The 22,595-nt window shown below is 69.0% G+C and carries 23 protein-coding genes and 1 pseudogene; 7 read left to right on the top strand and 17 right to left on the bottom strand.

From position 1 onward, the window contains the following. Positions 1–22: 22 nt before the first annotated feature. Positions 23–436, bottom strand: a complete 414-nt coding sequence (locus tag ACIF9R_RS06930) for an ATP-binding protein (protein ID WP_399975338.1) — start codon at positions 434–436, stop codon at positions 23–25. 206 nt (positions 437–642) lie between these two features. Between ACIF9R_RS06930 and ACIF9R_RS06925 the strand changes: the two genes are divergently transcribed. Both ACIF9R_RS06925 and ACIF9R_RS06920 read left to right on the top strand, forming a co-directional pair. Next, complete coding sequence (locus ACIF9R_RS06925; protein ID WP_399975336.1) at positions 643–1,479, top strand: helix-turn-helix domain-containing protein; 837 nt, start codon at positions 643–645, stop codon at positions 1,477–1,479. A gap of 8 nt (positions 1,480–1,487) precedes the next feature. Then, positions 1,488–1,697, top strand: coding sequence for a DUF397 domain-containing protein (locus ACIF9R_RS06920; protein ID WP_399975737.1), 210 nt, complete (start codon positions 1,488–1,490; stop codon positions 1,695–1,697). Here the strand turns inward: ACIF9R_RS06920 and glmS are convergent. Together glmS and ACIF9R_RS06910 are read right to left on the bottom strand one after the other, a co-directional pair. Then, positions 1,658–3,505, bottom strand: coding sequence for a glutamine--fructose-6-phosphate transaminase (isomerizing) (glmS, locus tag ACIF9R_RS06915; RefSeq protein WP_399975333.1), 1,848 nt, complete (start codon positions 3,503–3,505; stop codon positions 1,658–1,660). The two genes, ACIF9R_RS06920 and glmS, sit on opposite strands and share 40 nt — an antisense overlap. A 108-nt stretch (positions 3,506–3,613) precedes the next feature. Further along, complete coding sequence (locus ACIF9R_RS06910; RefSeq protein ID WP_399975331.1) at positions 3,614–4,399, bottom strand: hypothetical protein; 786 nt, start codon at positions 4,397–4,399, stop codon at positions 3,614–3,616. A 190-nt stretch (positions 4,400–4,589) separates the two neighbouring features. Between ACIF9R_RS06910 and coaA the strand changes: the two genes are divergently transcribed. The 4 genes and pseudogenes from coaA (at position 4,590) to ACIF9R_RS06890 (ending at position 9,517) form a co-directional block, all read left to right on the top strand. After that, the gene (gene coaA / locus ACIF9R_RS06905) at positions 4,590–5,579 is read left to right on the top strand and encodes a type I pantothenate kinase (protein WP_399975328.1); all 990 of its coding nucleotides are present in this window, start codon (positions 4,590–4,592) and stop codon (positions 5,577–5,579) included. 101 nt (positions 5,580–5,680) lie between these two features. Continuing rightward, complete coding sequence (locus tag ACIF9R_RS06900) at positions 5,681–6,628, top strand: DUF389 domain-containing protein (RefSeq protein ID WP_399975325.1); 948 nt, start codon at positions 5,681–5,683, stop codon at positions 6,626–6,628. A 214-nt stretch (positions 6,629–6,842) separates the two neighbouring features. After that, positions 6,843–8,777, top strand: a pseudogene (locus ACIF9R_RS06895) (virulence factor); the annotation flags it as partial. Further along, positions 8,774–9,517: a hypothetical protein gene (locus ACIF9R_RS06890; RefSeq protein ID WP_399975322.1), complete on the top strand. Its 744-nt coding sequence runs from the start codon at positions 8,774–8,776 to the stop codon at positions 9,515–9,517. The pseudogene ACIF9R_RS06895 and the gene ACIF9R_RS06890, both read left to right, overlap by 4 nt. 78 nt (positions 9,518–9,595) lie before the next feature. On the opposite strand, the gene glmM is transcribed toward ACIF9R_RS06890, so the two are convergent. The 4 genes from glmM to ACIF9R_RS06870 all read right to left on the bottom strand — a co-directional run bounded on the left by glmM (position 9,596) and on the right by ACIF9R_RS06870 (position 13,756). Beyond that, on the bottom strand, positions 9,596–10,954 hold the full coding sequence (glmM, locus tag ACIF9R_RS06885) for a phosphoglucosamine mutase (protein WP_399975319.1): 1,359 nt from the start codon (positions 10,952–10,954) through the stop codon (positions 9,596–9,598). 315 nt (positions 10,955–11,269) lie between these two features. Continuing rightward, positions 11,270–11,782: a 30S ribosomal protein S9 gene (gene rpsI / locus ACIF9R_RS06880; RefSeq protein ID WP_250071000.1), complete on the bottom strand. Its 513-nt coding sequence runs from the start codon at positions 11,780–11,782 to the stop codon at positions 11,270–11,272. A gap of 42 nt (positions 11,783–11,824) precedes the next feature. Further along, a complete protein-coding gene (rplM, locus tag ACIF9R_RS06875; RefSeq protein ID WP_037929612.1) occupies positions 11,825–12,268 on the bottom strand; it encodes a 50S ribosomal protein L13 in 444 nt (147 codons plus the stop codon). A 234-nt stretch (positions 12,269–12,502) separates the two neighbouring features. Beyond that, positions 12,503–13,756, bottom strand: coding sequence for a glycosyltransferase 87 family protein (locus ACIF9R_RS06870; protein ID WP_399975315.1), 1,254 nt, complete (start codon positions 13,754–13,756; stop codon positions 12,503–12,505). A gap of 74 nt (positions 13,757–13,830) precedes the next feature. On the opposite strand from ACIF9R_RS06870, the gene ACIF9R_RS06865 reads away from it, so the two are divergent. Further along, positions 13,831–14,709, top strand: a complete 879-nt coding sequence (locus ACIF9R_RS06865) for a hypothetical protein (RefSeq protein ID WP_399975312.1) — start codon at positions 13,831–13,833, stop codon at positions 14,707–14,709. 13 nt (positions 14,710–14,722) lie between these two features. Here the strand turns inward: ACIF9R_RS06865 and truA are convergent, their stop codons facing one another. The 10 genes from truA to secY all read right to left on the bottom strand — a co-directional run bounded on the left by truA (position 14,723) and on the right by secY (position 22,578). Further along, a complete protein-coding gene (gene truA / locus ACIF9R_RS06860) occupies positions 14,723–15,565 on the bottom strand; it encodes a tRNA pseudouridine(38-40) synthase TruA (RefSeq protein ID WP_399975310.1) in 843 nt (280 codons plus the stop codon). Between the two features lie 142 nt (positions 15,566–15,707). Continuing rightward, a complete protein-coding gene (rplQ, locus tag ACIF9R_RS06855) occupies positions 15,708–16,217 on the bottom strand; it encodes a 50S ribosomal protein L17 (protein WP_399975307.1) in 510 nt (169 codons plus the stop codon). Between the two features lie 193 nt (positions 16,218–16,410). Then, positions 16,411–17,433: a DNA-directed RNA polymerase subunit alpha gene (locus ACIF9R_RS06850; protein WP_003966937.1), complete on the bottom strand. Its 1,023-nt coding sequence runs from the start codon at positions 17,431–17,433 to the stop codon at positions 16,411–16,413. Positions 17,434–17,591: 158 nt separating this feature from the next. Beyond that, on the bottom strand, positions 17,592–17,996 hold the full coding sequence (gene rpsK, locus ACIF9R_RS06845; RefSeq protein ID WP_003956432.1) for a 30S ribosomal protein S11: 405 nt from the start codon (positions 17,994–17,996) through the stop codon (positions 17,592–17,594). A 64-nt stretch (positions 17,997–18,060) separates the two neighbouring features. Continuing rightward, positions 18,061–18,441: a 30S ribosomal protein S13 gene (rpsM, locus tag ACIF9R_RS06840; RefSeq protein ID WP_006140893.1), complete on the bottom strand. Its 381-nt coding sequence runs from the start codon at positions 18,439–18,441 to the stop codon at positions 18,061–18,063. 192 nt (positions 18,442–18,633) lie between these two features. After that, positions 18,634–18,747, bottom strand: a complete 114-nt coding sequence (gene rpmJ / locus ACIF9R_RS06835) for a 50S ribosomal protein L36 (RefSeq protein ID WP_003974245.1) — start codon at positions 18,745–18,747, stop codon at positions 18,634–18,636. Positions 18,748–18,806: 59 nt separating this feature from the next. Then, positions 18,807–19,028 (bottom strand): translation initiation factor IF-1, encoded by a 222-nt coding sequence (gene infA / locus ACIF9R_RS06830; RefSeq protein ID WP_003948620.1) that lies wholly within the window; start codon positions 19,026–19,028, stop codon positions 18,807–18,809. Between the two features lie 383 nt (positions 19,029–19,411). Then, the gene (gene map / locus ACIF9R_RS06825; protein ID WP_399975304.1) at positions 19,412–20,248 is read right to left on the bottom strand and encodes a type I methionyl aminopeptidase; all 837 of its coding nucleotides are present in this window, start codon (positions 20,246–20,248) and stop codon (positions 19,412–19,414) included. A gap of 363 nt (positions 20,249–20,611) precedes the next feature. After that, positions 20,612–21,265: an adenylate kinase gene (locus ACIF9R_RS06820; RefSeq protein ID WP_399975302.1), complete on the bottom strand. Its 654-nt coding sequence runs from the start codon at positions 21,263–21,265 to the stop codon at positions 20,612–20,614. Further along, on the bottom strand, positions 21,265–22,578 hold the full coding sequence (gene secY, locus ACIF9R_RS06815; protein WP_399975299.1) for a preprotein translocase subunit SecY: 1,314 nt from the start codon (positions 22,576–22,578) through the stop codon (positions 21,265–21,267). The genes ACIF9R_RS06820 and secY overlap by 1 nt, the downstream gene beginning before the upstream one ends. Positions 22,579–22,595 lie beyond the last annotated feature (17 nt).

Genomic DNA, 22,595 nt, shown 5'->3' with positions numbered 1-22,595 from the left:
CCAACGATCACTGGTAACCCCGTCAGGCCGCACCCAGCTCGCACCACACCAGTTTCCCCCGACTGCCGTCCCGGGACAGCGGCTGCCATCCCCACAGGTCGGAACACGCCCTCACCAGCGCCAGTCCGCGCCCGTCCTCCAGGCAGAGGTCCGCGGACCGTTCGAACGGCAGCGGCGCATCGGGCGGCGCGGGGTCGGTGTCCCACGCCCCGATCCGCAGCACACCGGCCGCGCAGTGCATCCGAAGGGTCGCGGGCCCCTTGGTGTGCTGCACCGCGTTGGCGACCAACTCCGCAGCGAGGAGTTCGGCCACATCCACGAGTCGGATCAGCCCGTGCATCGTCAGGATGAGACGGAGGGTACGGCGGCTCACCGTGACCGCACGGGGATCGTTGGGGAGGGAGAGGGAGTACTCCCAGGACTCGTTTTCGGGCATGCGTGAACTCCGTTCAGCGGGGATGGGGATGGTTCACGAGCAGTGGCAGTGCCGCAGCCGTCATGGCAGGACGGAGCGGTGCGCTTCCGCTGCGCTCACCTGACGTCACTGACGGTAGACCTTGGATTTAAGACCAAGCAAGCCGTTCCCGTAATCTGAACCTGAAAGAGTCGCTGCAACAGGCGTGTTGAACCGAGGGGCAACCGATGGGAACCAGGCGCGAGCCAACGGCGCGGCAAAAGCGACTGGGGGCTGAACTACGCAGACTTCGCGAGGCGGCGGGGTTGAACGCACGCGAGGCAGCGGCATTGCTCGGCGTGAACTCCGTACAGATCAGCCAGATCGAGTCGGGCATCTCAGGAGTGAGCGAGGAACGCCTGCGCCGACTCGCATCTCATTACGCCTGCACGGATGGGGAGTTCATCGATGCGCTGGTGGCAATGGCCACCGACCGAACGCGCGGCTGGTGGGAGGAGTACCGGTGGCAACTGCCCACCTCGTTCCTCGACCTCGCCGAACTGGATCACCACGCCACATTCCGCCACGAGGTCGCGGTCCTTTACGTCCCGGGCCTGTTGCAGACCGAGGACTACGCACGAGCCGTCTTCTCGGCCAGGGTGCCCGCACTGACCACTGACGAGCTGGAAATGCGCGTACGACACCGAATGGCACGCAAGCAGGCCGACTTCCCGTACAAACTGGTGATCCACGAAGCAGCCCTGCGCATCAGGGTCGGCGACCGCGCGACGTCCCGCGTTCAACTCAACGCGCTCCTGGACTCCTCCGAAGCGGACAACATCACCCTGCGCGTCATCCCTTTCGACCTGGATGGCTTCGGCCTGGCCGCAGGCACCATGACCTACGTGGGTGGTCCCGTTGCCAAGCTGGACACGGTCGTGCGCGACGCGCCCCACGGCTCCGCCTTCGTCGATGCCGAGGCACAACTCAGCGCCTATCGAATGCGCTTCCGTACAATTGAAGCCGCGTCACTGGAACCGGAACGCTCGCGTGACTTCATCAACCGTCTGGCGAAGGAGCTGTGAGGCACCCGATGAACAACTGGCGCAAGTCTTCCTACTCAGGACCCGATGACGGCAACGATTGCGTCGAGATCGCGAATACTCCGACCCGCATAGCCATCCGCGACTCAAAGGCCCCGACCCACGGGTCCCTCACCTTTCCGGCCGGAGCCTTCGCCGCGTTCCTGGACGGCGTGAAGACCTACTCCACCGTCACCGACTTCGCCAGGTTCCGAGGCTGATCCACCTCGTTGCCCCGCGCCGTCGCCAGCTCGCACGCGAACACCTGCAACGGCACCGTCGCCACCAGCGGCTGGAGCAGCGTCGGGGTGGCCGGGATGCGGATCAGGTGGTCGGCGTATGCGGCGACCGCCTCGTCCCCCTCCTCCGCGATGACGATCGTCCGCGCACCCCGTGCCCGGATCTCCTGGATGTTGGAGACGATCTTGTCGTGGAGGACGGAGCGGCCGCGCGGTGACGGAACGACCACCACCACCGGCAGGTCGTCCTCGATCAACGCGATCGGCCCGTGCTTCAGCTCGCCCGCCGCGAAGCCCTCGGCGTGCATGTACGCGAGTTCCTTGAGCTTCAGCGCGCCCTCCAAAGCGACCGGGTAGCCCACGTGCCGGCCCAGGAACAGGACCGTGTTCTTCCGGGCCAGCGACCGCGCCAGCTCCCGTACCGGCTCCATCGTCTCCAGGACGCGCTCCACCGCACCCGCGATGGACGACAGGTCCCGCACCACCGCGCGGATCTCGTCGGCCCACTTGGTGCCCCGCACCTGCCCCAGGTACAGCGCGACCAGATAGCAGGCGACCAGCTGCGTCAGGAACGCCTTGGTCGAGGCGACCGCGACCTCCGGACCGGCGTGCGTGTAGAGCACCGCGTCGGACTCGCGCGGGATCGTGGAGCCGTTGGTGTTGCAGATCGCCAGCACGTGCGCGCCCTGCTCGCGGGCGTGCCGCAGCGCCATCAAGGTGTCCATGGTCTCGCCGGACTGGGAGATGGCGACGACCAGGGTCTGCTGGTCGAGGATCGGGTCCCGGTAACGGAACTCGCTCGCCAGTTCCACCTCGCACGGGATCCGCGTCCAGTGCTCGATGGCGTACTTGGCGATCAGCCCGGCGTGGAAGGCGGTACCGCAGGCGATGATGACGACCTTGTCGACCTCGCGCAGCACGTTCGCCGGGATGCGGACCTCGTCCAGGGTCAGCGATCCCGCCCCGTCGATCCGGCCCAGCAGTGTGTCGGCGACGGCCTTCGGCTGCTCGGCGATCTCCTTGAGCATGAAGTAGTCGTAGCCGCCCTTCTCTGCGGCGGAGGCGTCCCAGTCCACGTGGTACTCGCGGACGTCGGCCGCGTTCCCCTCGAAGTCGGTGACGGTGACCGCGTCGCGGCGCAGCTCGACGACCTGGTCCTGCCCCAGCTCGACGGCCTCCCGCGTGTGCGCGATGAAGGCGGCGACGTCGGAGGCGAGGAAGGCCTCTCCCTCCCCCACGCCCACCACCAGCGGCGAGTTCCGCCGCGCTCCCACCACCACGTCCGGCTCGTCCGCGTGGACGGCAACCAGCGTGAACGCCCCCTCCAGGCGCCGGCACACCAGCCGCATCGCCTCGGCGAGGTCGGCGCAGCCGGAGAACTCCTCGGCGAGCAGATGGGCGACGACCTCGGTGTCCGTCTCGGAGCTGAGCTCATGGCCGCGCTCGGTCAACTCCTCGCGCAGGGCGGCGAAGTTCTCGATGATGCCGTTGTGGACGACGGCGACGCGGCCCGCGTTGTCGATGTGCGGATGCGCGTTGGCGTCGGTGGGGCCGCCGTGCGTGGCCCAGCGGGTGTGGCCGATCGCGGTCGTCCCGGCCGGCAGCGGCCGGTCGGCCAGCTCCTTCTCCAGGTTGACCAGCTTGCCGGCCTTCTTCGCCGTGGCCAGTCCGCCGTCGGCCTGCACGGCGACACCCGCCGAGTCGTAGCCCCGGTACTCCAGTCGCTTCAGTCCGGCCGTCACGACGTCCAGCGCCGACTGCGGCCCCACGTATCCCACGATTCCGCACATGCACGGCAGCCTACGATCCGTCAGCCGCCGCAAACGGCCTCCGCGTGCCCGAAATCGGAAATTCCCACCGGTGCACGAAGCACCGGTGGGAACGGAACGCGGTGTGCGTCAGCCGAGCTTTCCGACCTGGGCGGCGACGACGTCCGCCGGGACGTCGAAGTCCTCACCGGTGGCCATGGCGCCCAGGTTGACGGCGCTGAACGAGACCAGGGTGGCTCCCTTGCGCACCACGACGATCTTGTTCGGTGCCTTGACGTCCTCGTCGGCGGCCACGGTCAGGGTGACGGCGGTGCCCTCGTCACCGCCCTCGGGCGCGGCGGACGTCGCGACCTTGACGACCTTCATCTCCTCACCGACCACGGTGGCGGTGTAGCCGCCCGCGCACTTCTCGGCGGCGGTGGTCAGACCCTTCAGGGCCTGTGCGGCGCCGTCACCCTCGTACGAGGCGAGGTTGATCAGCATCTTGTCCACGTCGAGGGCGGCAAGCAGGGCGTCCTCGGGCTTCGTGCCCTCGGAGGGCTTGACGGGGTCGCCCGTCCAGGACCGCTTCACGGTCGCGGCGGGCTCGCCCTGGGCCACACCGGCCTGGGCCTGGGCCAGCGGCAGACAGGCCGCGTCGCCCGTCTTCACCTGGTCCTCGGCGATGTCGTCCGTCGCCGCCGGCTTGGTGGCGACCTTTCCGGCCTTGACGTCCGCCTGCGCGAGCGCGACCTTCTCCAGCTCCGACGCGGTGAGCGCCTTGCCCTCCGGCGCGGCGGAGGCGGTCGGGTCGGCCTTGCCCTTGCCGTCGTCGGCCTTGTCCTCGTCACCGGAGCCACCGCAGGCGGTGACCAGGAGCGCGAGCGCGGCGGCGGAGGCGGCGAGGGCGGTACGACGAACGGAGCTCATTCTCACGCGGTAACTCTTTCTCGAAGGTGTGGGGGAGATCCACAACACACTGCCCCGCACTGTAGACACAGCCGGTACACAGATGATCATCAATTCCCCCACCTGCGACCCCACCGTGATCACCACGTGATGACGGACCGGCCCGGCGTGACACAGCCCACCTGTCGTCCCGTTCAAACTCCGTTAACAATGGACTGTGATCTATCCGGTCTCCTCGATACCCCGGAGCGCCCACCGGCAGCGGTCGGAGGCGACTCCCTACGTCGATCTCACACGCGCCGAATGGAGCGCGCTGCGCGAGAAGACGCCGCTGCCCCTGTCCGCGGCGGAGGTCGAGCAGTTGCGCGGTCTCGGCGACGTCATCGACCTCGACGAGGTACGGGACATCTACCTTCCGCTGTCCCGGCTGCTCAATCTCTACGTCGGTGCCACCGCCGGACTCCGCGCGGCGCTGAACACGTTCCTCGGCGAGCAGGGTTCCCAGTCCGGCACCCCCTTCGTCATAGGGGTCGCCGGTTCCGTCGCCGTCGGCAAGTCCACGGTCGCCCGGCTGCTCCGCGCCCTGCTGTCCCGCTGGCCGGAGCACCCGCGGGTGGAGCTGGTGACGACGGACGGCTTCCTGCTGCCGACCAGGGAACTCCAGGAGCGCGGCCTGATGTCGCGGAAAGGCTTCCCCGAGTCGTACGACCGCCGGGCACTGACCCGTTTCGTCGCCGACATCAAGGCGGGCAAGCGCGAGGTCACCGCGCCCGTCTACTCCCACCTCATCTACGACATCGTGCCCGGCGAGAAGCTCACGGTGCGCCGCCCGGACATCCTGATCGTCGAAGGGCTCAACGTCCTCCAGCCCGCGCTGCCCGGCCAGGACGGCCGCACCCGGGTCGGGCTGGCCGACTACTTCGACTTCAGCGTGTACGTGGATGCCCGCACGGAGGACATCGAGCGCTGGTACCTCAACCGCTTCAAGCGGCTGCGGGAGACCGCGTTCCAGGACCCGTCCTCGTACTTCCGCACGTACACCCAGGTCTCCGAGGAGGAGGCGCTCGACTACGCCCGCACGATGTGGCGCACCATCAACAAGCCGAACCTGGTCGAGAACATCGCCCCGACCCGGGGCCGGGCCACTCTCATCCTGCGCAAGGGCCCCGACCACAAGGTCCAGCGCCTCAGCCTGCGCAAGCTGTGACGGGCGGTCAGGGAGCGGCCTCCCGGTGATCACGGGACGACGGCGTTCGGGAAGCGGCCGTCGGCCCCCACCCCCGCGTCACCGACGACTACGCTGCCGCCATGCTGCACCTGCGCGTGATCGCACCCGCCGACAGGACGGACGACGTGGTCCGCCTGATCGAGGGGACGATCGGCACCACGCACCTGTGTGTGCTGCCGGGCGTCGCCCGCGATCCCGCCGGGGACGTGGTGATGTGCGACGTGGCGCGGGAGGCCGGTGACGATCTGATCGGCGGGCTGCGGCGGCTGGGGCTGGACACGAGCGGTTCCATCTCCGTGGAGAACATCGACCTGTCGCTGTCGAAGCGTGCCGACGAGGCGGAGCATGACGCGCCGGGCGAGAGCGCGGACGCGGTGCTGTGGGAGCACCTGGCCGAGGCCACCCACGAGGAGTCGACGCTCTCGGTCACCTCTCTCGCGTTCCTCACGCTGGCCACCATGATCGCGGCGTGCGGTGTGGTGCTGGACAACGCCGTCCTGATCGTGGGCGCGATGGCGGTGGGGCCGGAGTTCGGGCCGCTGGCCGGCATCTCCACCGCGGCCGTACAGCGTCGGCCCCGTCTCGCGCTGCGCTCGTTGATCGCCCTGCTGGTGGGCTTCGCGGTGGCGATGGCGGTGACGGTGGGGTTCAGCCTCTTCATGGACGCGGTCGGGCTGTTCACGAAGGAACGGCTGGAGGGTGAACGGCCGCAGACCGGCTTCGTGTACGCCCCCGACTGGTTCTCGTTCGTGGTGGCGGTCCTGGCGGGCGCGGCCGGCACGCTCTCGCTGACGTCCGCCAAGTCCGGCGCCCTGGTCGGCGTCGCCATCTCGGTGACGACGGTCCCGGCCGCCGCGAACGCCGCGGTGGCGCTGAGCTACGGCGACACGGTCCAGACCTGGGGATCGACCGAGCAGTTGTTGCTCAACCTGCTTGGCATCACCCTGGCGGGCATCCTCACCCTGCTGGCCCAGAAGCGCTTCTGGGCCGGGCAGCACCGGCGGCTGCGCAAGCGCGCCGGGAGCTGACCGACCGCCTGCCCGGAGCCCTCGCGCGCCCATCCCGATACCCATCGGTAATCAGCCAACTTCGATCAGGAAATCACCGTTTCGGCCACATGAACACCAAATGTTCACAAGCGCCCCTTGAGGTGCGAGGAAAGTGTGGACCGGGACGCCTACCGGTCAGTAGCAAGGATCGAGCCACCCCGTATCCGACCCAGGAATCAAACCTCTTCCCACGGCCGCGGCCGAGGCCCACGCCGAGCGCCTGGCTGCCGAGGCCGAGGAGAAGACGGCCGAGGCGGAGAAGAAGAAGGCCGCCGCCAAACAGGCCGAGGCGGCCGGGCACCGCAAGACCGCCGAGGCCGAGGCGACGAATGCCAAGGACGCCAGGGACAGGGCCGAAGCGGCCGAGGGCACGGCGTCCGACAAACGCGACGCCGCCGTCAAGGCCAAGGACAAGGCCCGCGACCTTCGCGACGACGCCTGGGACGCCGAGCAGAAGGCCGACGCGGCACGCGCCAAGGCCGACGTGAAGGAGGCGTACGCCCAGGCGCACGAGTCCGACAGCAACGCCCAGGAGGCGAGGGCCGCGGCCGACGCGGCAGCCGGGCACGCCGACGACGCCGAGGCCGCCGCGGCCAGGGCCCGCTCCGCGGCCGACGCCGCGACACAGGCGGCGGCAGAGGCCGACGCCGCCGCGACCCGCGCCGAGGCCGCCGCCAAGCGGGCCCGCGCGCACGCGAACGCCGCCCAGGCGGCGAAGCTGAAGGCCGACGCCGCGGTGAAGACCGCGACCAGCGCAGCGGCGGACGCCCTCCAGGCGGCGAAGCACGCCGCGGCCGAGGCCAAGACCGCCGTCGAACTGGCCGACGAGGCGGAACAGGAGGCGAAGCAGGCCTACGTCCACGCCGCGAACGCCGCCGGTTACGCCGCCGACGCCCGTGGCTACGCCAAGGACGCCCGTGACTCCGCCGACGAGGCCGCGCTCGACGCGGCAGCGGCCCGCGCGGCCGCCACGGAGGCCGAGGAGGCCGCCAGAGAAGCCCGGTCGGCGGCCGAACGCGCGGACGCCGCCGCCACCGAGGCGGAGGAGGCCGCGAAGGACGCCCTGAAATACGCGGAGGAGGCCCAGGAGGCGGCGGAGTCCGCCGAACGCAAACAGGCCAACCAGCAGGTCTCCTCGGGCGCCGGCACCGGTATCGGCGGCACCTTCTACGTCGTCGACAAGGTCACCGAGGCCGGACCGGCCAAACAGCTCAACGATTGCGTCTACACGCTCCAGGGCTGCACGGTCACCTACGAGCTGCACCTCGACATCACGGTCAGCTACTACTACTGCCTCAACCCCGACGTCCCCGCGACCGAGAGCGGCTGTCCGAAGCAGGACACGCAGTACCTCGGCACAGAGACGCTGAAGGACCAGACCAACAACTGGACCCACCACTTCACCTTCGAGGAGATCACCAGGATCGGCTGGCAGAACCTCTTCGGGGAAACGGTCGGATCGGTCCTGTACGAGCTGGTGCTGGGTGAGGCCTTCCAGTGCTATCACGGCGACAAGTCCAGCTGTGCCTGGGCCGCCGCGATCCTCGTACCGCCGTCGGTCGCCACCAAGCTCGCCGAGGCCGTCAAGCTCGCCACACGGGCCGAGAAGGCCATCAAGACCGGTGAGGACGCCGCGCAGGTGCTCAAGGACCTGAAGAAGATCTACGGGGAGAAGGGAGCCGCCCAGGTCGGCGACGCCACGAGCGCGGCAGGGATGGGGCTGCGCATTGCACTCGGAGTGGCGGAACGAGCCAAGATCCACCGCGGCGCACTCGATCCGAAGCTCCTGGACAAGCTCAAGGACGCCGGTGTGAAGTTCAACCAGGCGGACACGATCTGGGTGATCCAGTACGCCAAACCCGGTGTGCCCCTCGCCTGGCTCGAGAAGGGCAGCGTCAACGCGGGTCTGACCCACATCATCTTCCGCCACGCGGGAGAGTTCGCGGACGCGGGGGTCCGGGTGGACGACATCCCCGCCCTCGTGAAGACCGCCCTCACCGAAGGCACGAGAGTCGGCACGCAGGGGGCCGGGAGGCCGATCTTCGAGGTCGTCTTCCAGGGCAAAACCCAACGCGTGGCCATCAGCGTGGGCGACAACGGATACGTGATCGGAGCGAACATCGCATGACCCTCGAAGAACCGCGGCACATCCTCGTGCACGCCCGGGGCGAGCCGTCTCCGTTGTACGAGCCGCAGGACGGCGGTGTCCACGACGACCTCGGTGCCTTCACCCGCGGGGTCCCACTGGACGACGGCCGGCTGGGCCTGCCCGGGGACCTGGCCGACGCGCTGCGCTCCTGGTCGCTGTCCCGTCCGGCAGAGGGCTTTACCTCCCGGCCGGACCTGCGTAAGCACGCCGGGCAAGGCCTGGTGATCGCCCAGCGTCTGGCCCGGCGACTCGGACCGTCATGGGTGGTGCGCTACCGGGACGAGCGTCACCGGACGACGACATGGGTGTGCTGGGGCTGTGACCGACTGCACTGGGAACGCGACGAACACAGCGCGCCACCGCACCCCGTCCACATCACGGTCGAGGGCGAGTACAAGTTCGCTCCGCTGCGCTCGGACGGCTTCGGTGACTTCTTTCCCGACGATCCCGCCGCAGCCCTGGACCTGTCCGACGGACTCGTCTCCTCGCTCCGCGCCTGGGCGGACGAGATCGACACCACCTTGAACCTGGACCTTCGGGACCGGGAAGAGGGGAAGTACGACACCGTGTGGCAGCGGCTGTTCCGCCAGGGGATGGAGCTGGCACAACAGGTCGCGCACGAACTCGGCCCCGCCCGGACTGTGACCTACAAGGGCTTGGCCCACGGGGGTCTCGACGCGATGACGTCGGTCACCTGGCAGGGGGACCGGCAGGTCTGATCACGGCTGGAGCCGGCCCGGTGGAGCGGGGGGGGTACCGCCCCGCTCCACCGGGCCGCGTCGGAACACCGCGGGCACCTACCCCAGCGCCGACTTCACCGCATCCGCCAGGCGCCCCGCCACCGAGCGGGCCTGGTCGATGTCCGCGGCCTCGACCATGACGCGGACCAGCGGTTCCGTGCCCGAGGAGCGGAGGAGTACGCGGCCCGTCTCGCCCAGCTCGCGTTCGGCCTCGGTGACGGCGGTGGCGAGTTCCGCGGAGGTCTTCACCCGGGACTTGTCCACATCGGGAACGTTGATGAGCACCTGAGGGAGGCGCTCCATCACCGAGGCCAGGTCCCGCAGCGTACGACCGGTCCCGGCGACCCGCGCCGCGAGCAGCAGCCCCGTGAGCGTCCCGTCGCCGGTCGTCGCGTGGTCGAGGATGATGACGTGGCCGGACTGCTCGCCGCCGAGGGCGTAGTCCTGGTTCTTCATCTCCTCCAGCACGTAGCGGTCGCCGACCGCGGTCTGCACGAGCCGGATCCCCTCGCGCTCCATGGCCAGCTTGAAGCCGAGGTTGGACATCACCGTCGCGACGACGGTGTCGGACCGCAGTGCGGACCGCTCCCGCATCGCCAGCGCCAGCACCGCGAGGATCTGGTCGCCGTCGACCTCCGCACCGGTGTGGTCCACCGCCAGGCACCGGTCGGCGTCGCCGTCGTGCGCGATACCCAGCGCGGCCCCGTGCTCGACGACCGCGGCCTTCAGCAGGTCGAGGTGGGTCGAGCCGCAGCCGTCGTTGATGTTGAGCCCGTCCGGCTCGGCGCCGATGGTGACGATCTCGGCCCCGGCCCGGGTGAACGCCTCCGGCGAGACCTTCGCGGCGGCACCGTGCGCCTCGTCGAGGACGACCTTCAGCCCGTCCAGCCGGTTCGGGAGCACGCCGAGGAGATGGGCGACGTACGTGTCGAGCCCCTCCTCGTAGTCCCGTACGCGGCCGACGCCGGCGCCGGTCGGGCGCTCCCAGGGGGCGCCGGTGCGGTGCTCCTCGTACACGGACTCGATCCGGTTCTCCAGCTCGTCGGCGAGTTTGTGACCGCCGCGGGCGAAGAACTTGATGCCGTTGTCCGGCATGGCGTTGTGGCTCGCGGAGAGCATGACACCGAGGTCGGCGCCGAGCGCACCGGTGAGGTGCGCCACCGCCGGTGTCGGCAGCACTCCGACCCGCAGGACGTCCACGCCCGCGCTCGCGAGGCCCGCCACCACGGCGGCCTCCAGGAACTCCCCGGACGCGCGCGGATCACGTCCGACCACGGCGGTGGGCCGGTGCCCTTCGAACGTGCCCGCCTCGGCCAGCACGTGCGCCGCGGCGACGGACAGGCCGAGCGCCATCTCCGCCGTCAGGTCCGCGTTGGCGACACCGCGCACGCCGTCCGTGCCGAAGAGTCGTCCCACTTGTCCTCCTGAAGAAGCGTCAGTACGAAAAGCCGAACCAGGGGTTCCGCCGAGGCCGAGGCCCTGGGCCCACCCGTACGGCCGACGGTCGCGCCACTGACGAAGCTTGTGCTGTGTTCGACGGTCGCGAGGCGAGTGCGGCTCCGCATCCCGGGCGTTCACCGTGAAGGCAACGCCCGGCCACCCGACCATCAGATCACATTAGCGTTTGAGTGCCTTGTGTCGTTATACGCCCACGGCAGTGAATAAACGAACGCCCCGGCAGCACTGTGGCGTGCCGCCGGGGCGTTCGAAGGACGCGCGAGCGCGGTGTGACTAGCGCTTGCTGTACTGCGGGGCCTTGCGGGCCTTCTTCAGACCGGCCTTCTTGCGCTCGACCGCACGGTCGTCGCGCTTGAGGAAGCCCGCCTTCTTCAGCGCGCCGCGGTTGTTGTCCACGTCCGCCTCGTTCAGCGCACGGGCGACACCGAGACGGAGCGCACCGGCCTGACCGGAGACACCGCCACCCGCGATGCGGGCGATGACGTCGTAGCGGCCTTCGAGCTCGAGCACCTTGAAGGGCTCGTTGACTTCCTGCTGGTGCACCTTGTTCGGGAAGTAGTCCTCGAGGGTGCGACCGTTGATCTTCCACTTGCCGGTGCCCGGGACGATCCGGACGCGGGCGATGGCGTTCTTGCGACGGCCCAGGCCGGCGGCCGGCTGGGGCTCGCCGAAGCGGGAGGCCATGGACTCCGAGGTGTACTCGCCCTCGACGGGCACCTCGGACTCGGTGGTGTAGCTGTCGATGTCAAGCTCTTCGAGCGGCTGCTCGGCAGTGGTCTCGGCCACGATGCTCCTCAGATTCTGTTCAGTCTTAGGGGGTGGCCGGACTTACTGCGCGACCTGGGTGATCTCGAACGGCACCGGCTGCTGGGCAGCGTGCGGGTGCTGGTCGCCCGAGTAGACCTTCAGCTTCGAGAGCATCTGACGGCCCAGGGTGTTCTTGGGGAGCATGCCCTTGACGGCCTTCTCGATGGCCTTCTCGGGGTTCTTGGCGAGCAGCTCGTCGTAGCGGACGGAGCGCAGACCACCCGGGTAACCCGAGTGGCGGTACGCCATCTTCTGGGTCCGCTTGTTGCCGGAGAGGTGCACCTTGTCCGCGTTGATGACGATGACGAAGTCACCGGTGTCGACGTGGGGCGCGTAGATCGGCTTGTGCTTGCCGCGCAGGATGGAGGCCGCTGTGGAGGCCAGACGACCCAGGACGACGTCCTGAGCGTCGATGACGTGCCACTGGCGCGTCACATCGCCGGGCTTGGGGCTGTACGTACGCACGGTTCGTAGCCTTCGCTTCTTCAGTGAATGTGGTCCTGACAAGGTCACCGAAGACGATCACGACAGCCTTGACCGCACCGCGGTGACGCAAACCGCGTGCTGGTCGCTGGTCATCGGTCCGGTGGACCGGTGTAAGGGCCCCTCACGTGAGAATGAGCAAGCCACTACACACAACGAACATGCAGAATACCCATGCTCGGCCAGGCGGGTCAAAACGAGCTCACCACCGGTGGCCTACACCGATTCTACGGCCGTCCCCAGCCCCTCCGGCGCCTCCCGCGCCCCGCGCGCCCTCCGCCACCCCCGCCGCCCCCGTGGTCCCCCTGGCTCCTCCGGGTCGTCCTCCTCCCCCCGCGCACCCCGGACACAGTGGTACGCGACCGTCCCCGCCAGCACACACAGCGTGAACGCGTCCCGGAACGCCCGGCGCTTCCCCGACTCCAGCCACGGCCAGGTCACCCCCGGCAGCTGAGGCACCAGCGCCAGCCAGAACAGCGGCCGCCGGGCGACCGACCCGGCGTACGGCAGACCGGCGATCAGCAGCGGCAGGACGACCAGGAGGTAGTGGTTGTAGGAGGGCCGCGACACCAGGAACGCCGAGAGCATCAGCCCCGCGGACGTCTCGGCGAGCCGCAGCGGCGCGGGCCCCGGCCCCCGCCAGCGCCGGTACGCGCACAGCACCCCCACCGCGGCCGCGAGCAGCGCCAGCGACGTGGCCAGGGCCTCGGGCACACCGAGCCGGGGCAGCACGGCCGCCGGCCCGGCCTCGTACAGCCGCAGAAAGGCGTCGTCGCCGTTCAGCAGGAACGGCAGGGTGCGGGTGAGGAAGCCCGTGGGGTCGGGGAGGAACAGGGCGGCCACCACCGAGGAGACCGCCGGCACCAGGACCACCACGGCCAGCGCCCCCCACCGGCGCGCGAAGAGGAACAGCAGCACCATCGGCGCGAGCAGCGGCTTCACCGCCACCGCCACCCCGATGACCGCGCCCGCCACGACCCATCGGCCGCGGCTCGCCAGCAGCAGACACAGCGGCAGCGCCAGCACGGCCGTCACCGTCCAGTTCCCCAGCCGCACCAGCTGCCCGAACGGCGCGAAGCCGGCCGCGAGGCCCAGCAGCCCGAGGGCGGCGAGCCTGCTGTGCAGCGGCACCCGGTGCAGCCGCAGTGCACAGGCCCAGCCCAGCGCGAGGGAGACGGTCACCGCCACCGGCACCAGCACATCGAGCACGGACCGCGGCAGCAGCGCCTGCGGAACGGCCGCCATGACCGCGCTGGGGAAATACAGGAAATGCCGATCGTCATACGGCGATCCGCCGTCCAGCCAGGTGCGCGCGGCGTCCACGACGATCGCGTTGTCCATGCCTCCGTCCGAGGTCACCAGCACTGTATGGACCGTCAGCGCCCCCAGTACGGCGGCCAGTCCGACCCACAGCCAGCCACTCGCGGGCCGCACCAACCACCCCGAGATGTCGCTTTTGCCCGTCACCATGCGCGCAACGCTAAGCCCTACGACAGCCGTTGAGACGGACCAGCACACCCCGAGCCCCGTCTAAGATGCGCCCCATGAGCTTTGGGCAGGGGGGACCCCCACAGCAGTGGGATCCCTGGAAACCGAATTCCCAGCAGCCGTGGAGCGGTGGCGGGGGCCAGTCACCCGACTGGGCCGCGCTCGCCGACGCCTCCGAGGCCCGCGCCAAGCGGCGCCGGCTGCTGTTCATCGGCGGCGGCGCACTGGCCACCGTCGCGATAGGCACGGCCGTGGCGGTCGCTGTCGTCTCGGCGAACGGCGGCAACCAGGCCTCACCGGCTACCTCGTCCCAACTGCCCGGCGCCTCCGGCATACCGAGCCCCACGGGAACGGTCCCGTCGTTCGCCCCGACGAGCGCGCCGCCTCCGCTGGACCCGAACGACTTCATCGCCAGCGCAGTGAAGGACAAGGCCCCGCTGAGCCCTGACGTCCTCTTCCCCGGCACACAGCTGACCATGGGGAACACGGTGTACAAGAAGGGCCCGACGGCGGACACCAAGAACTGCGCGTCCGCCGCGAAGGCCACGCTCCCCAAGGCGCTCACCGACAACGGCTGCACGCGCCTGATCCGGGTCACCTACACCAAGGACAAGGTGGCCGTGACGGTCGGCGTGGCCGTCTTCGACACCCAGGCGCAGGCGGCCAAGGCGCGGCAGCAGACCGACAACAAGAGCATCGTCAAGTCGCTGTCGGGCGGCGGCGTCAAGGACTTCTGCTCCGGCGCGGTCTGCCGCTCCACCCGCAACCACCTCGGCCGCTACGCCTACTTCACCCTGGCCGGCTTCACCGACGGCAAGAACGTGACGGAGAAGGACACGGCCGTCTTCGCCACGGGCGACGACCTCCAGGAGTTCACGTTCCGTCAGATCCGCCGCAGGGGCGAGGCCCAGGCGTCGGCGGCGGCGAACGAATAGCGCTGCCCCGGCGTCAGCAGCAGCCGGCCGCCGGCAGGGACCGCTTGTTGCGGGCCTCCCTGCTCCGGGCGGCCAGCAGCTCGTCGGCGGGGTAACCGACCTCCTCCAGGGTCAGACCGTGGGGGCGCACCACATGCACGGCCGAGTCCCGGACGCCCGCCGCCAGGACCTTCCCGGGCCAGTCCGGCGGGCGGTGGCCGTCGCCGACGAACAGCAGCGCGCCGATCAGTGAGCGCACCATGTTGTGGCAGAAGGCGTCCGCCCGCACGGTGGCGGTGATGATCCCGTCCTCTCCGCGCTCCAGGCTCAGCTCCTGAAGGGTCCGGATGGTGGTGGCCCCCTCCCGCTTCTTGCAGTACGCGGCGAAGTCGTGCTCCCCCAGCAGCCCGCGCGCGGCCGCGTTCATCGCGTCGACGTCCAGCGGCCAGTCGTGCCAGAGCACATGACCGCGCAGCAGCGGGTCCACTCCCCCGGGGTTGTCGGTGACCCGGTAGGCGTAGCGCCGCCAGATCGCGGAGAACCGCGCGTCGAACCCGGCCGGCGCCTCCCTGAGCGCCCACACCCGTACGTCCCTCGGCAGCCGCCCGGCGAGCCTCTTGAGCAGCTTCGTGTGGTGCTCGGCCCACACCTCCCTGGGCAGATCGACGTGCGCGACCTGACCCCGGGCGTGCACACCGGCGTCGGTACGCCCCGCCACGGTCAGCTCGTACGTCGTCCCCCCGGACCGCGTCACGGTCCGCAGCGCGTCCTCGATCTCCCCCTGCACGGTCCGCCGCCCACCGGCCTGCTTCGCCCACCCGGAGAACCCGGCCCCGTCGTAGGAAAGATCCAGCCGCACCCGCACGTCGTCACTCACACCGAAATCCTCTCACCCACACGAAAGCGGGCCCGCTCCTCAAAAGGAACGGGCCCGCAACAGCGCCCCAAAGGGGCGCGGGGAACTGCGCGACAAGCCACGACGAAGCCGCAGCCGCGATCGTCAGACCCCCGGCAGACGCTTACGCGTCCTTCGACTCCTCAGCCGGGGCGGCCTCCGCAGCCTCGTCCTTGGTCAGGTCCGCCTTCGCCTCAGCGGCCTCAGCGGCTTCCGCGTCCTTCGCCGCACGCTTCGTCGCGGCCTCCGCCTCGCCAGTCGCCTGCTGCGCGACCGTCAGCGCCTCGACCAGCTCGATGACGGCCATGGGCGCGTTGTCGCCACGGCGATTACCGATCTTGGTGATGCGGGTGTAGCCACCGGGACGGTTCTCGTACCGCGGGCCGATCTCGGTGAAGAGCGTGTGGACGATGCTCTTGTCCGTGATCACCTGGAGCACCTGACGGCGGTTGTGAAGGTCGCCCTTCTTCGCCTTGGTGACCAGACGCTCGGCGTACGGACGCAGCTTGCGCGCCTTCGCCTCGGTGGTGGTGATGCGGCCGTGCTCGAACAGCGCCTTCGCGAGGTTCGCGAGAAGCAGCTTCTCGTGCGCGGCGCTGCCGCCCATACGGGCACCCTTGGTGGGCCTGGGCATGGTGTTTCTCCTCAGTGTCTGCCCCGGCCGTATCAGGTACCGGAGTCAGTATCCGAGCAGACGGTCGTCTGTCGGAGATCCGGGGCGCCTTTTCCGGCGCCCCGGAGGGTCCGCGCCCCAAAGGGGCGCGGGGAACTGCGCGGGCAGCCACAACGGGCACTCAGCCGAAAACGAACCGGCCGAGCCCGAGCTCTCAGTACTGCTCGGTCTCCACGAACCCGGCGTCCGCGTCGTCGTCCGCCCCGAAGGCGTCCGCGGCGGCGGTCGGGTCGAATCCGGGCGGGCTGTCCTTGAGGGCCAGGCCCATGCCGGCCAGCTTCGCCTTGACCTCGTCGATCGACTTCGCACCGAAGTTGCGGATGTCGAGCAGGTCCGCCTCGCTGCGCGCGACGAGCTCACCCACGGAGTGGATGCCCTCACGCTTGAGGCAGTTGTACGACCGAACGGTGAGCTCCAGCTCCTCGATCGGCAGCGCCAGATCGGCGGCGAGGGCGGCGTCCGTGGGGGACGGGCCCATGTCGATGCCCTCGGCGTCGATGTTGAGCTCGCGGGCCAGACCGAACAGCTCGACCAGGGTCTTACCGGCCGACGCCATGGCGTCGCGGGGACGCATGGCCTGCTTGGTCTCGACGTCGACGATCAGCTTGTCGAAGTCGGTGCGCTGCTCGACACGGGTCGCCTCGACCTTGTAGGTGACCTTGAGAACCGGCGAGTAGATCGAGTCGACCGGGATGCGCCCGATCTCCTGACCGACCTGCTTGTTCTGCACGGCGGAGACGTAACCGCGGCCGCGCTCGACCGTCAGCTCCATCTCCAGCTTGCCCTTGCCGTTGAGCGTGGCGAGGACGAGGTCGGGGTTGTGCACCTCGACACCGGCCGGCGGGGCGATGTCGGCGGCGGTGACCAGACCCGGACCCTGCTTGCGCAGGTACATCACGACCGGCTCGTCGTGCTCCGAGGAGACGACCAGCTGCTTGATGTTGAGGATCAGGTCGGTGACGTCCTCCTTGACACCCGGCACGGTGGTGAACTCGTGCAGGACGCCGTCGATGCGGATGCTGGTGACAGCGGCACCGGGGATCGACGACAGGAGGGTACGGCGGAGGGAGTTGCCGAGGGTGTAGCCGAAGCCCGGCTCCAGCGGCTCGATCACGAACCGGGAGCGGAATTCGTCGACGACCTCTTCGGTCAATGAGGGACGCTGAGCGATCAGCATGTGTGGATCAGATCCTTCTCTCGTGGACGCCCGCTATTTGACGTCCGACGGAAACCGCACCCGGTGAGAGGCACGGGTACTACAAGGGTACGGGCGATACGGCCCTGACGAGCCGTACCGCCCGGAACCCGGAGCCGAACGAAGCCGGCCGTGCGTCGTCAGACGCGACGGCGCTTCGGCGGACGGCAGCCGTTGTGCGGGGTCGGGGTGACGTCCTGGATGGAGCCGACCTCGAGGCCCGTGGCCTGCAGGGAGCGGATCGCGGTCTCACGACCGGAGCCCGGGCCCTTGACGAACACGTCGACCTTGCGCATGCCGTGCTCCTGGGCGCGGCGGGCAGCCGACTCGGCGGCCATCTGCGCGGCGAACGGCGTGGACTTCCGCGAGCCCTTGAAGCCGACGTGGCCGGCGGAGGCCCAGGAGATCACGTTGCCGGACGGGTCCGTGATCGAGACGATCGTGTTGTTGAACGTGCTCTTGATGTGCGCGTGGCCGTGAGCGACGTTCTTCTTTTCCTTGCGGCGCACCTTCTTGGCAGCGCCCTGACGACCCTTGGGGGGCATCTATAACTCCTACGGGAGGTGGTCGGTCCTGCAGCAAGACCGCTGGATGAGCGTCCGCTGAGGACTACTTCTTGCCCGGCTTCTTCTTGCCGGCGATGGCGCGACGCGGGCCCTTGCGGGTACGCGCGTTGGTGCTGGTGCGCTGACCGCGGACGGGCAGACCACGGCGGTGACGCAGACCCTGGTAGGTGCCGATCTCGACCTTGCGGCGGATGTCGGCCTGGATCTCGCGACGGAGGTCACCCTCGGTCTTGATGTTGTTGTCCACGAACTCACGGATCGCGACGAGCTGCTCCTCGGAGAGGTCGCGAACGCGGGTGTTCGGGTCGACGCCGGTGGCGGCCAGCGTCTGCTGCGAAAGGGTCCGGCCGATGCCGAACACATAGGTGAGGGCGATCTCCACGCGCTTTTCGCGCGGGATGTCAACACCGGAAACGCGTGCCATTCAATGGCTCCAGTTGCTTGTCGGAGGTCTTCCACAGGGCCGGATCCCAGCCCGCCGTACGAGGTACGGACCGGGTCCCCGGCCTCCGAGCCGGGGGTGTCGAGCCGTGCGGCTCGGGACCTGCGTATGAACGTGTGTTGCTCGCGTCGCGCGAAGTTCTGCGAAAGTCGCAGAGGGTCGATCGTGCTGCGGTCAGCCCTGGCGCTGCTTGTGGCGCGGGTTGTCGCAGATGACCATGACCCGGCCGTGACGGCGGATCACCCTGCACTTGTCGCAGATCTTCTTGACGCTCGGCTTGACCTTCATGGGTGTGAGGTTCTCCGGGTCAGTGCCATCACCCCGGCGGGCCGGGGAGCGGGCAAGATCTACTTGTACCGGTAGACGATCCGGCCACGCGTCAGGTCGTACGGAGACAGCTCCACCACGACCCGGTCGTCAGGGAGGATGCGGATGTAGTGCATACGCATCTTGCCGCTGATGTGTGCCAGGACCTGGTGGCCGTTCTGGAGCTCGACCTTGAACATGGCGTTCGGAAGAGACTCGACGACAGTGCCCTCGATCTCGATGGCACCTTGCTTCTTGGCCACGCTTCGCCCTTCGAATCGACTACCTTGATCGACTCTGGCGTGCACCGCGTGAGAACACAGTCATTACATGCAGACATGCGGGTGCACAAGAGCCGACGAGTCAGTCTACGTCAGCGCACCCGGAAACACGAATCGAGAAATCCTGCCCCACACCGGAGATCCTTAACCCGGAGACCCCGGCTTCCCGCCTGCGGCCCCCACCGAGGCCCGCCGTCAGCCGAGCGGATCGGGCGCCGCCATGATCCCGTACTCGGCCGGTTCGGCCGTGCCTCCGACCCATCCCCGACGCCACGCTCGCGGGCTCGGCGCCGGAGCGCCTCACAGGCTTCGCGCGGCTGCGCCGGCCTCCGGCCCGCGACCGGCGGACGCCGCCGGTTCCGCCGTCAGCCGAGGGGATCCGGCGCCGCCGTGATCCCGTACTCGGCCAGTTTGGCCTTGCCTCCGTCGGGTGCCGTCAGGACCAGTGGGCCCTGTTCGGTCAGGGCGACGGAGTGCTCCCAGTGGGACGACCACGTGCCGTCGGTGGTGATGACGGTCCAGTCGTCGGAGAGGACCTCGGTCTTCGGGGTGCCCAGGGAGACCATCGGCTCGATGGCGAGGCAGAAGCCGGGAACCAGCTTCGGGCCCTTGCCCCGCTTGCGCTCGACGTAGTTCAGCAGGTGCGGGTCCATGTGCATCTCGGTGCCGATGCCGTGCCCGCCGTAGTCCTGGATGATCCCGTACTTGCCGCCGCCCGGCTTCGGCTGGCGGCGGATGTACGTCTCGATCGCGCGGGAGATGTCGACGAGCCGGTTGCCCTGCTTCATGGCCGCGATGCCGGCCCACATCGACTCCTCGGTCACCCGGGACAGCTCGACCAGTTCCGCGGAGTGGCCGGACCCGACGAAGGCGGTGTAGGCGGCGTCACCGTGCCAGCCGTCGATGATCGCGCCGCAGTCGATGGAGATGATGTCGCCGTCCTTGAGGACGACGTCGTCGGAGGGGATGCCGTGGACGACGACCTCGTTCACCGAGGTGCAGATGGTGGCGGGGAAACCCCCGTAGCCGAGGAAGTTCGGCTTGGCGTCGTGCTCGGCCAGCACCTTGCGGGCGACCTGGTCCAGATCCTTCGTCGAGGCCCCGGGCACGGCGGCCTCACGGGTAGCCGCGTGGATGGCGGCAACGACCAGCCCCGCCTCGCGCATCTTGGCGATCTGCTCAGGGCTCTTGATCTGCACCATGGGGACGACGGCCTTTCTGCGACCAGCGGAGAAGTACGAACGCTTCCAACGATACGGGCCCGCTCCCCCTGCCCCGCGAGCAGTCACACCTATTCCCGGCCACCACCCACCCCCACGCCACTCCCCGCCTCACCACGGGCAGTCGTGGGCCGCTCCCCCGCCTCCGCGGGCAGCCGCGCCCTTCCCGCACCACCCCGCCCCACCGCCGGCAGCCGCACCGCCCCTCCGCGGGCAGTCGTGCCGCAGGGCGGCACGGGTGGGCGCGACGGCACCCCGCAAGCGCCGGGCTGCGCAACACCCCCCGCCCAAGCCACAGCCGCGGCCCCCTGCAAGGGGACCGCGGCTGCAGCCGGACCGCACGACCTACTTACCGCTCCTCAGCGCCTCCAGCGCCCGCTCCGTGACCTCGTCGACCGGCCCCATCGCCGAGATGGTCACCACCAGCCCCTGCGCCCGGTAGTAGTCGATGATCGGCTCGGTCTGCGTGTGGTAGACCTCCAGCCGCGTCCGCACCGTCGACTCCGAGTCGTCGTCCCGCTGGTACAGCTCACCACCGCAGGTGTCACAGACACCCTCCTGCTTCGGCGGGCTGTACGTCGCGTGGAACACGTGCGCGGAGTCGTTGCGACAGACCCGGCGCCCGGCGATGCGCTTGACGACCTCGTCCTCGGGGGCTTCCAGATCGAGCACGGCGTCCAGCTTGATGCCCTCGGTCTGCAGCAGTTCGTCCAGCGCCCCGGCCTGCGACACATTGCGCGGGAAACCGTCCAGCAGGAAGCCGCCCTCGGCGTCGGGCTGCTCCATACGGTCCTTGGCCATGGCGATGGTGACCTCGTCGGGGACGAGATTGCCCGCGTCCATGTACGACTTCGCGAGCTTCCCGAGCTCGGTCTGCCGGCTGATGTTGGCGCGGAACAGGTCGCCCGTGGAAATGTGCGGGATGCGCAGTTTCTCGGCAAGGCGGGTGGCCTGCGTACCCTTACCGGCACCCGGCGGCCCGACGAGGACGATTCGCATCAGCGGAGGAACCCTTCGTAATTGCGCTGCTGGAGCTGGCTCTCGATCTGCTTCACGGTCTCGAGACCGACACCCACGATGATCAGGATGCTGGTCCCGCCGAACGGGAAGTTCTGGTTTGCCCCGAAACCAGCCAACGCCATTGTCGGCACGAGAGAGATCAGGCCCAGATACAGCGAACCCGGCCAGGTGATCCGGTTGAGTACGAAACTCAGGTACTCAGCGGTCGGTCGGCCAGCCCGGATGCCCGGGATGAAGCCACCATACTTCTTCATGTTGTCGGCGACTTCTTCGGGGTTGAAGGTAATGGCCACGTAGAAGAACGCGAAGAAAACGATCAACAGGAAGTACAGGATGATGTGCGGCGTCGCACCGGTGTCCGCCAGGTTCTTGGTGATCCAGGTCGCCCAGCCCGCCTGGGAATTGGAGAACTGGACGATCAGGGCGGGAATGTAGAGCAGCGACGACGCGAAGATGACGGGGATCACACCCGCCTGGTTCACCTTGAGCGGGATGTAGGTGGACGTTCCCCCGTAGGAACGACGGCCGATCATGCGCTTGGCGTACTGCACCGGGATCCGGCGCTGGGCCTGCTCGACGAAGACGACCAGGGCGACCATGACGAAGCCGACGATCATGACGGTGCCGAACTCGATCCAGCCGTCCGCCAGGCTGCCCTGCTCCTTGATGGCCCACAGGGCGGAGGGGAAGGTCGCGGCGATCGAGATGAACATCAGGATCGACATGCCGTTGCCGATACCGCGGTCGGTGATCAGCTCACCGAGCCACATCACGGCGGCCGTACCGGCGGTCATGGTGACGACCATGGTCACGGTCACGAAGATCGACTGGTCCGGGACGATCTGGCCGGCGACGGGGCAGCCCGGGAACAGGGAGCCGCTGCGGGCGGTGGCCACCAGGCCGGTGCCCTGGAGGATGGCGAGCGCGACCGTCAGATAACGGGTGTACTGCGTGATCTTCGCCGTACCGGCCTGGCCCTCCTTCTTCAGGGCTTCCAGACGCGGGATCACGACGGTCAGCAGCTGCAGGATGATGCTCGCGGTGATGTACGGCATGATGCCCAGCGCGAAGATCGTGATCTGGAGCAGCGCGCCGCCGCTGAACATGTTGACCAGACCCAGCAGGCCCTGGCCGGCCTCGGCGTTGTCGATACAGGCCTGGACGTTGCGATAGTCGACACCGGGAATCGGGACGTTCGTACCGATGCGGTACACGACGATGATGCCGAGCGTGAAGAGCAGCTTCTTGCGCAGGTCGGGCGTCTTGAACGCCCGGGCGAACGCGGTGAGCACGGTGCCTCCTGCGACCC

Source organism: Streptomyces sp. NPDC086080 (assembly GCF_044540255.1).
In the GTDB taxonomy this organism is placed as follows: domain Bacteria; phylum Actinomycetota; class Actinomycetes; order Streptomycetales; family Streptomycetaceae; genus Streptomyces.
Note: the sequence above shows the minus strand (reverse complement) of the source record. Positions and strands in the feature narration are given on the sequence as shown.

Excerpts from the sequence above, each read along its gene's own strand:
- ACIF9R_RS06930 (WP_399975338.1), bottom strand. The coding sequence starts at position 436 with ATGCCCGAAAACGAGTCCTGGGAGTACTCCCTCTCCCTCCCCAACGAT.
- ACIF9R_RS06925 (WP_399975336.1), top strand. The coding sequence starts at position 643 with ATGGGAACCAGGCGCGAGCCAACGGCGCGGCAAAAGCGACTGGGGGCT.
- ACIF9R_RS06920 (WP_399975737.1), top strand. The coding sequence starts at position 1,488 with ATGAACAACTGGCGCAAGTCTTCCTACTCAGGACCCGATGACGGCAAC.
- glmS (WP_399975333.1), bottom strand. The coding sequence starts at position 3,505 with ATGTGCGGAATCGTGGGATACGTGGGGCCGCAGTCGGCGCTGGACGTC.
- ACIF9R_RS06900 (WP_399975325.1), top strand. The coding sequence starts at position 5,681 with ATGCTGCACCTGCGCGTGATCGCACCCGCCGACAGGACGGACGACGTG.
- ACIF9R_RS06890 (WP_399975322.1), top strand. The coding sequence starts at position 8,774 with ATGACCCTCGAAGAACCGCGGCACATCCTCGTGCACGCCCGGGGCGAG.
- ACIF9R_RS06870 (WP_399975315.1), bottom strand. The coding sequence starts at position 13,756 with ATGGTGACGGGCAAAAGCGACATCTCGGGGTGGTTGGTGCGGCCCGCG.
- ACIF9R_RS06865 (WP_399975312.1), top strand. The coding sequence starts at position 13,831 with ATGAGCTTTGGGCAGGGGGGACCCCCACAGCAGTGGGATCCCTGGAAA.
- rplQ (WP_399975307.1), bottom strand. The coding sequence starts at position 16,217 with ATGCCCAGGCCCACCAAGGGTGCCCGTATGGGCGGCAGCGCCGCGCAC.
- ACIF9R_RS06850 (WP_003966937.1), bottom strand. The coding sequence starts at position 17,433 with ATGCTGATCGCTCAGCGTCCCTCATTGACCGAAGAGGTCGTCGACGAA.
- rpsK (WP_003956432.1), bottom strand. The coding sequence starts at position 17,996 with ATGCCCCCCAAGGGTCGTCAGGGCGCTGCCAAGAAGGTGCGCCGCAAG.
- rpsM (WP_006140893.1), bottom strand. The coding sequence starts at position 18,441 with ATGGCACGCGTTTCCGGTGTTGACATCCCGCGCGAAAAGCGCGTGGAG.
- rpmJ (WP_003974245.1), bottom strand. The coding sequence starts at position 18,747 with ATGAAGGTCAAGCCGAGCGTCAAGAAGATCTGCGACAAGTGCAGGGTG.
- map (WP_399975304.1), bottom strand. The coding sequence starts at position 20,248 with ATGGTGCAGATCAAGAGCCCTGAGCAGATCGCCAAGATGCGCGAGGCG.
- ACIF9R_RS06820 (WP_399975302.1), bottom strand. The coding sequence starts at position 21,265 with ATGCGAATCGTCCTCGTCGGGCCGCCGGGTGCCGGTAAGGGTACGCAG.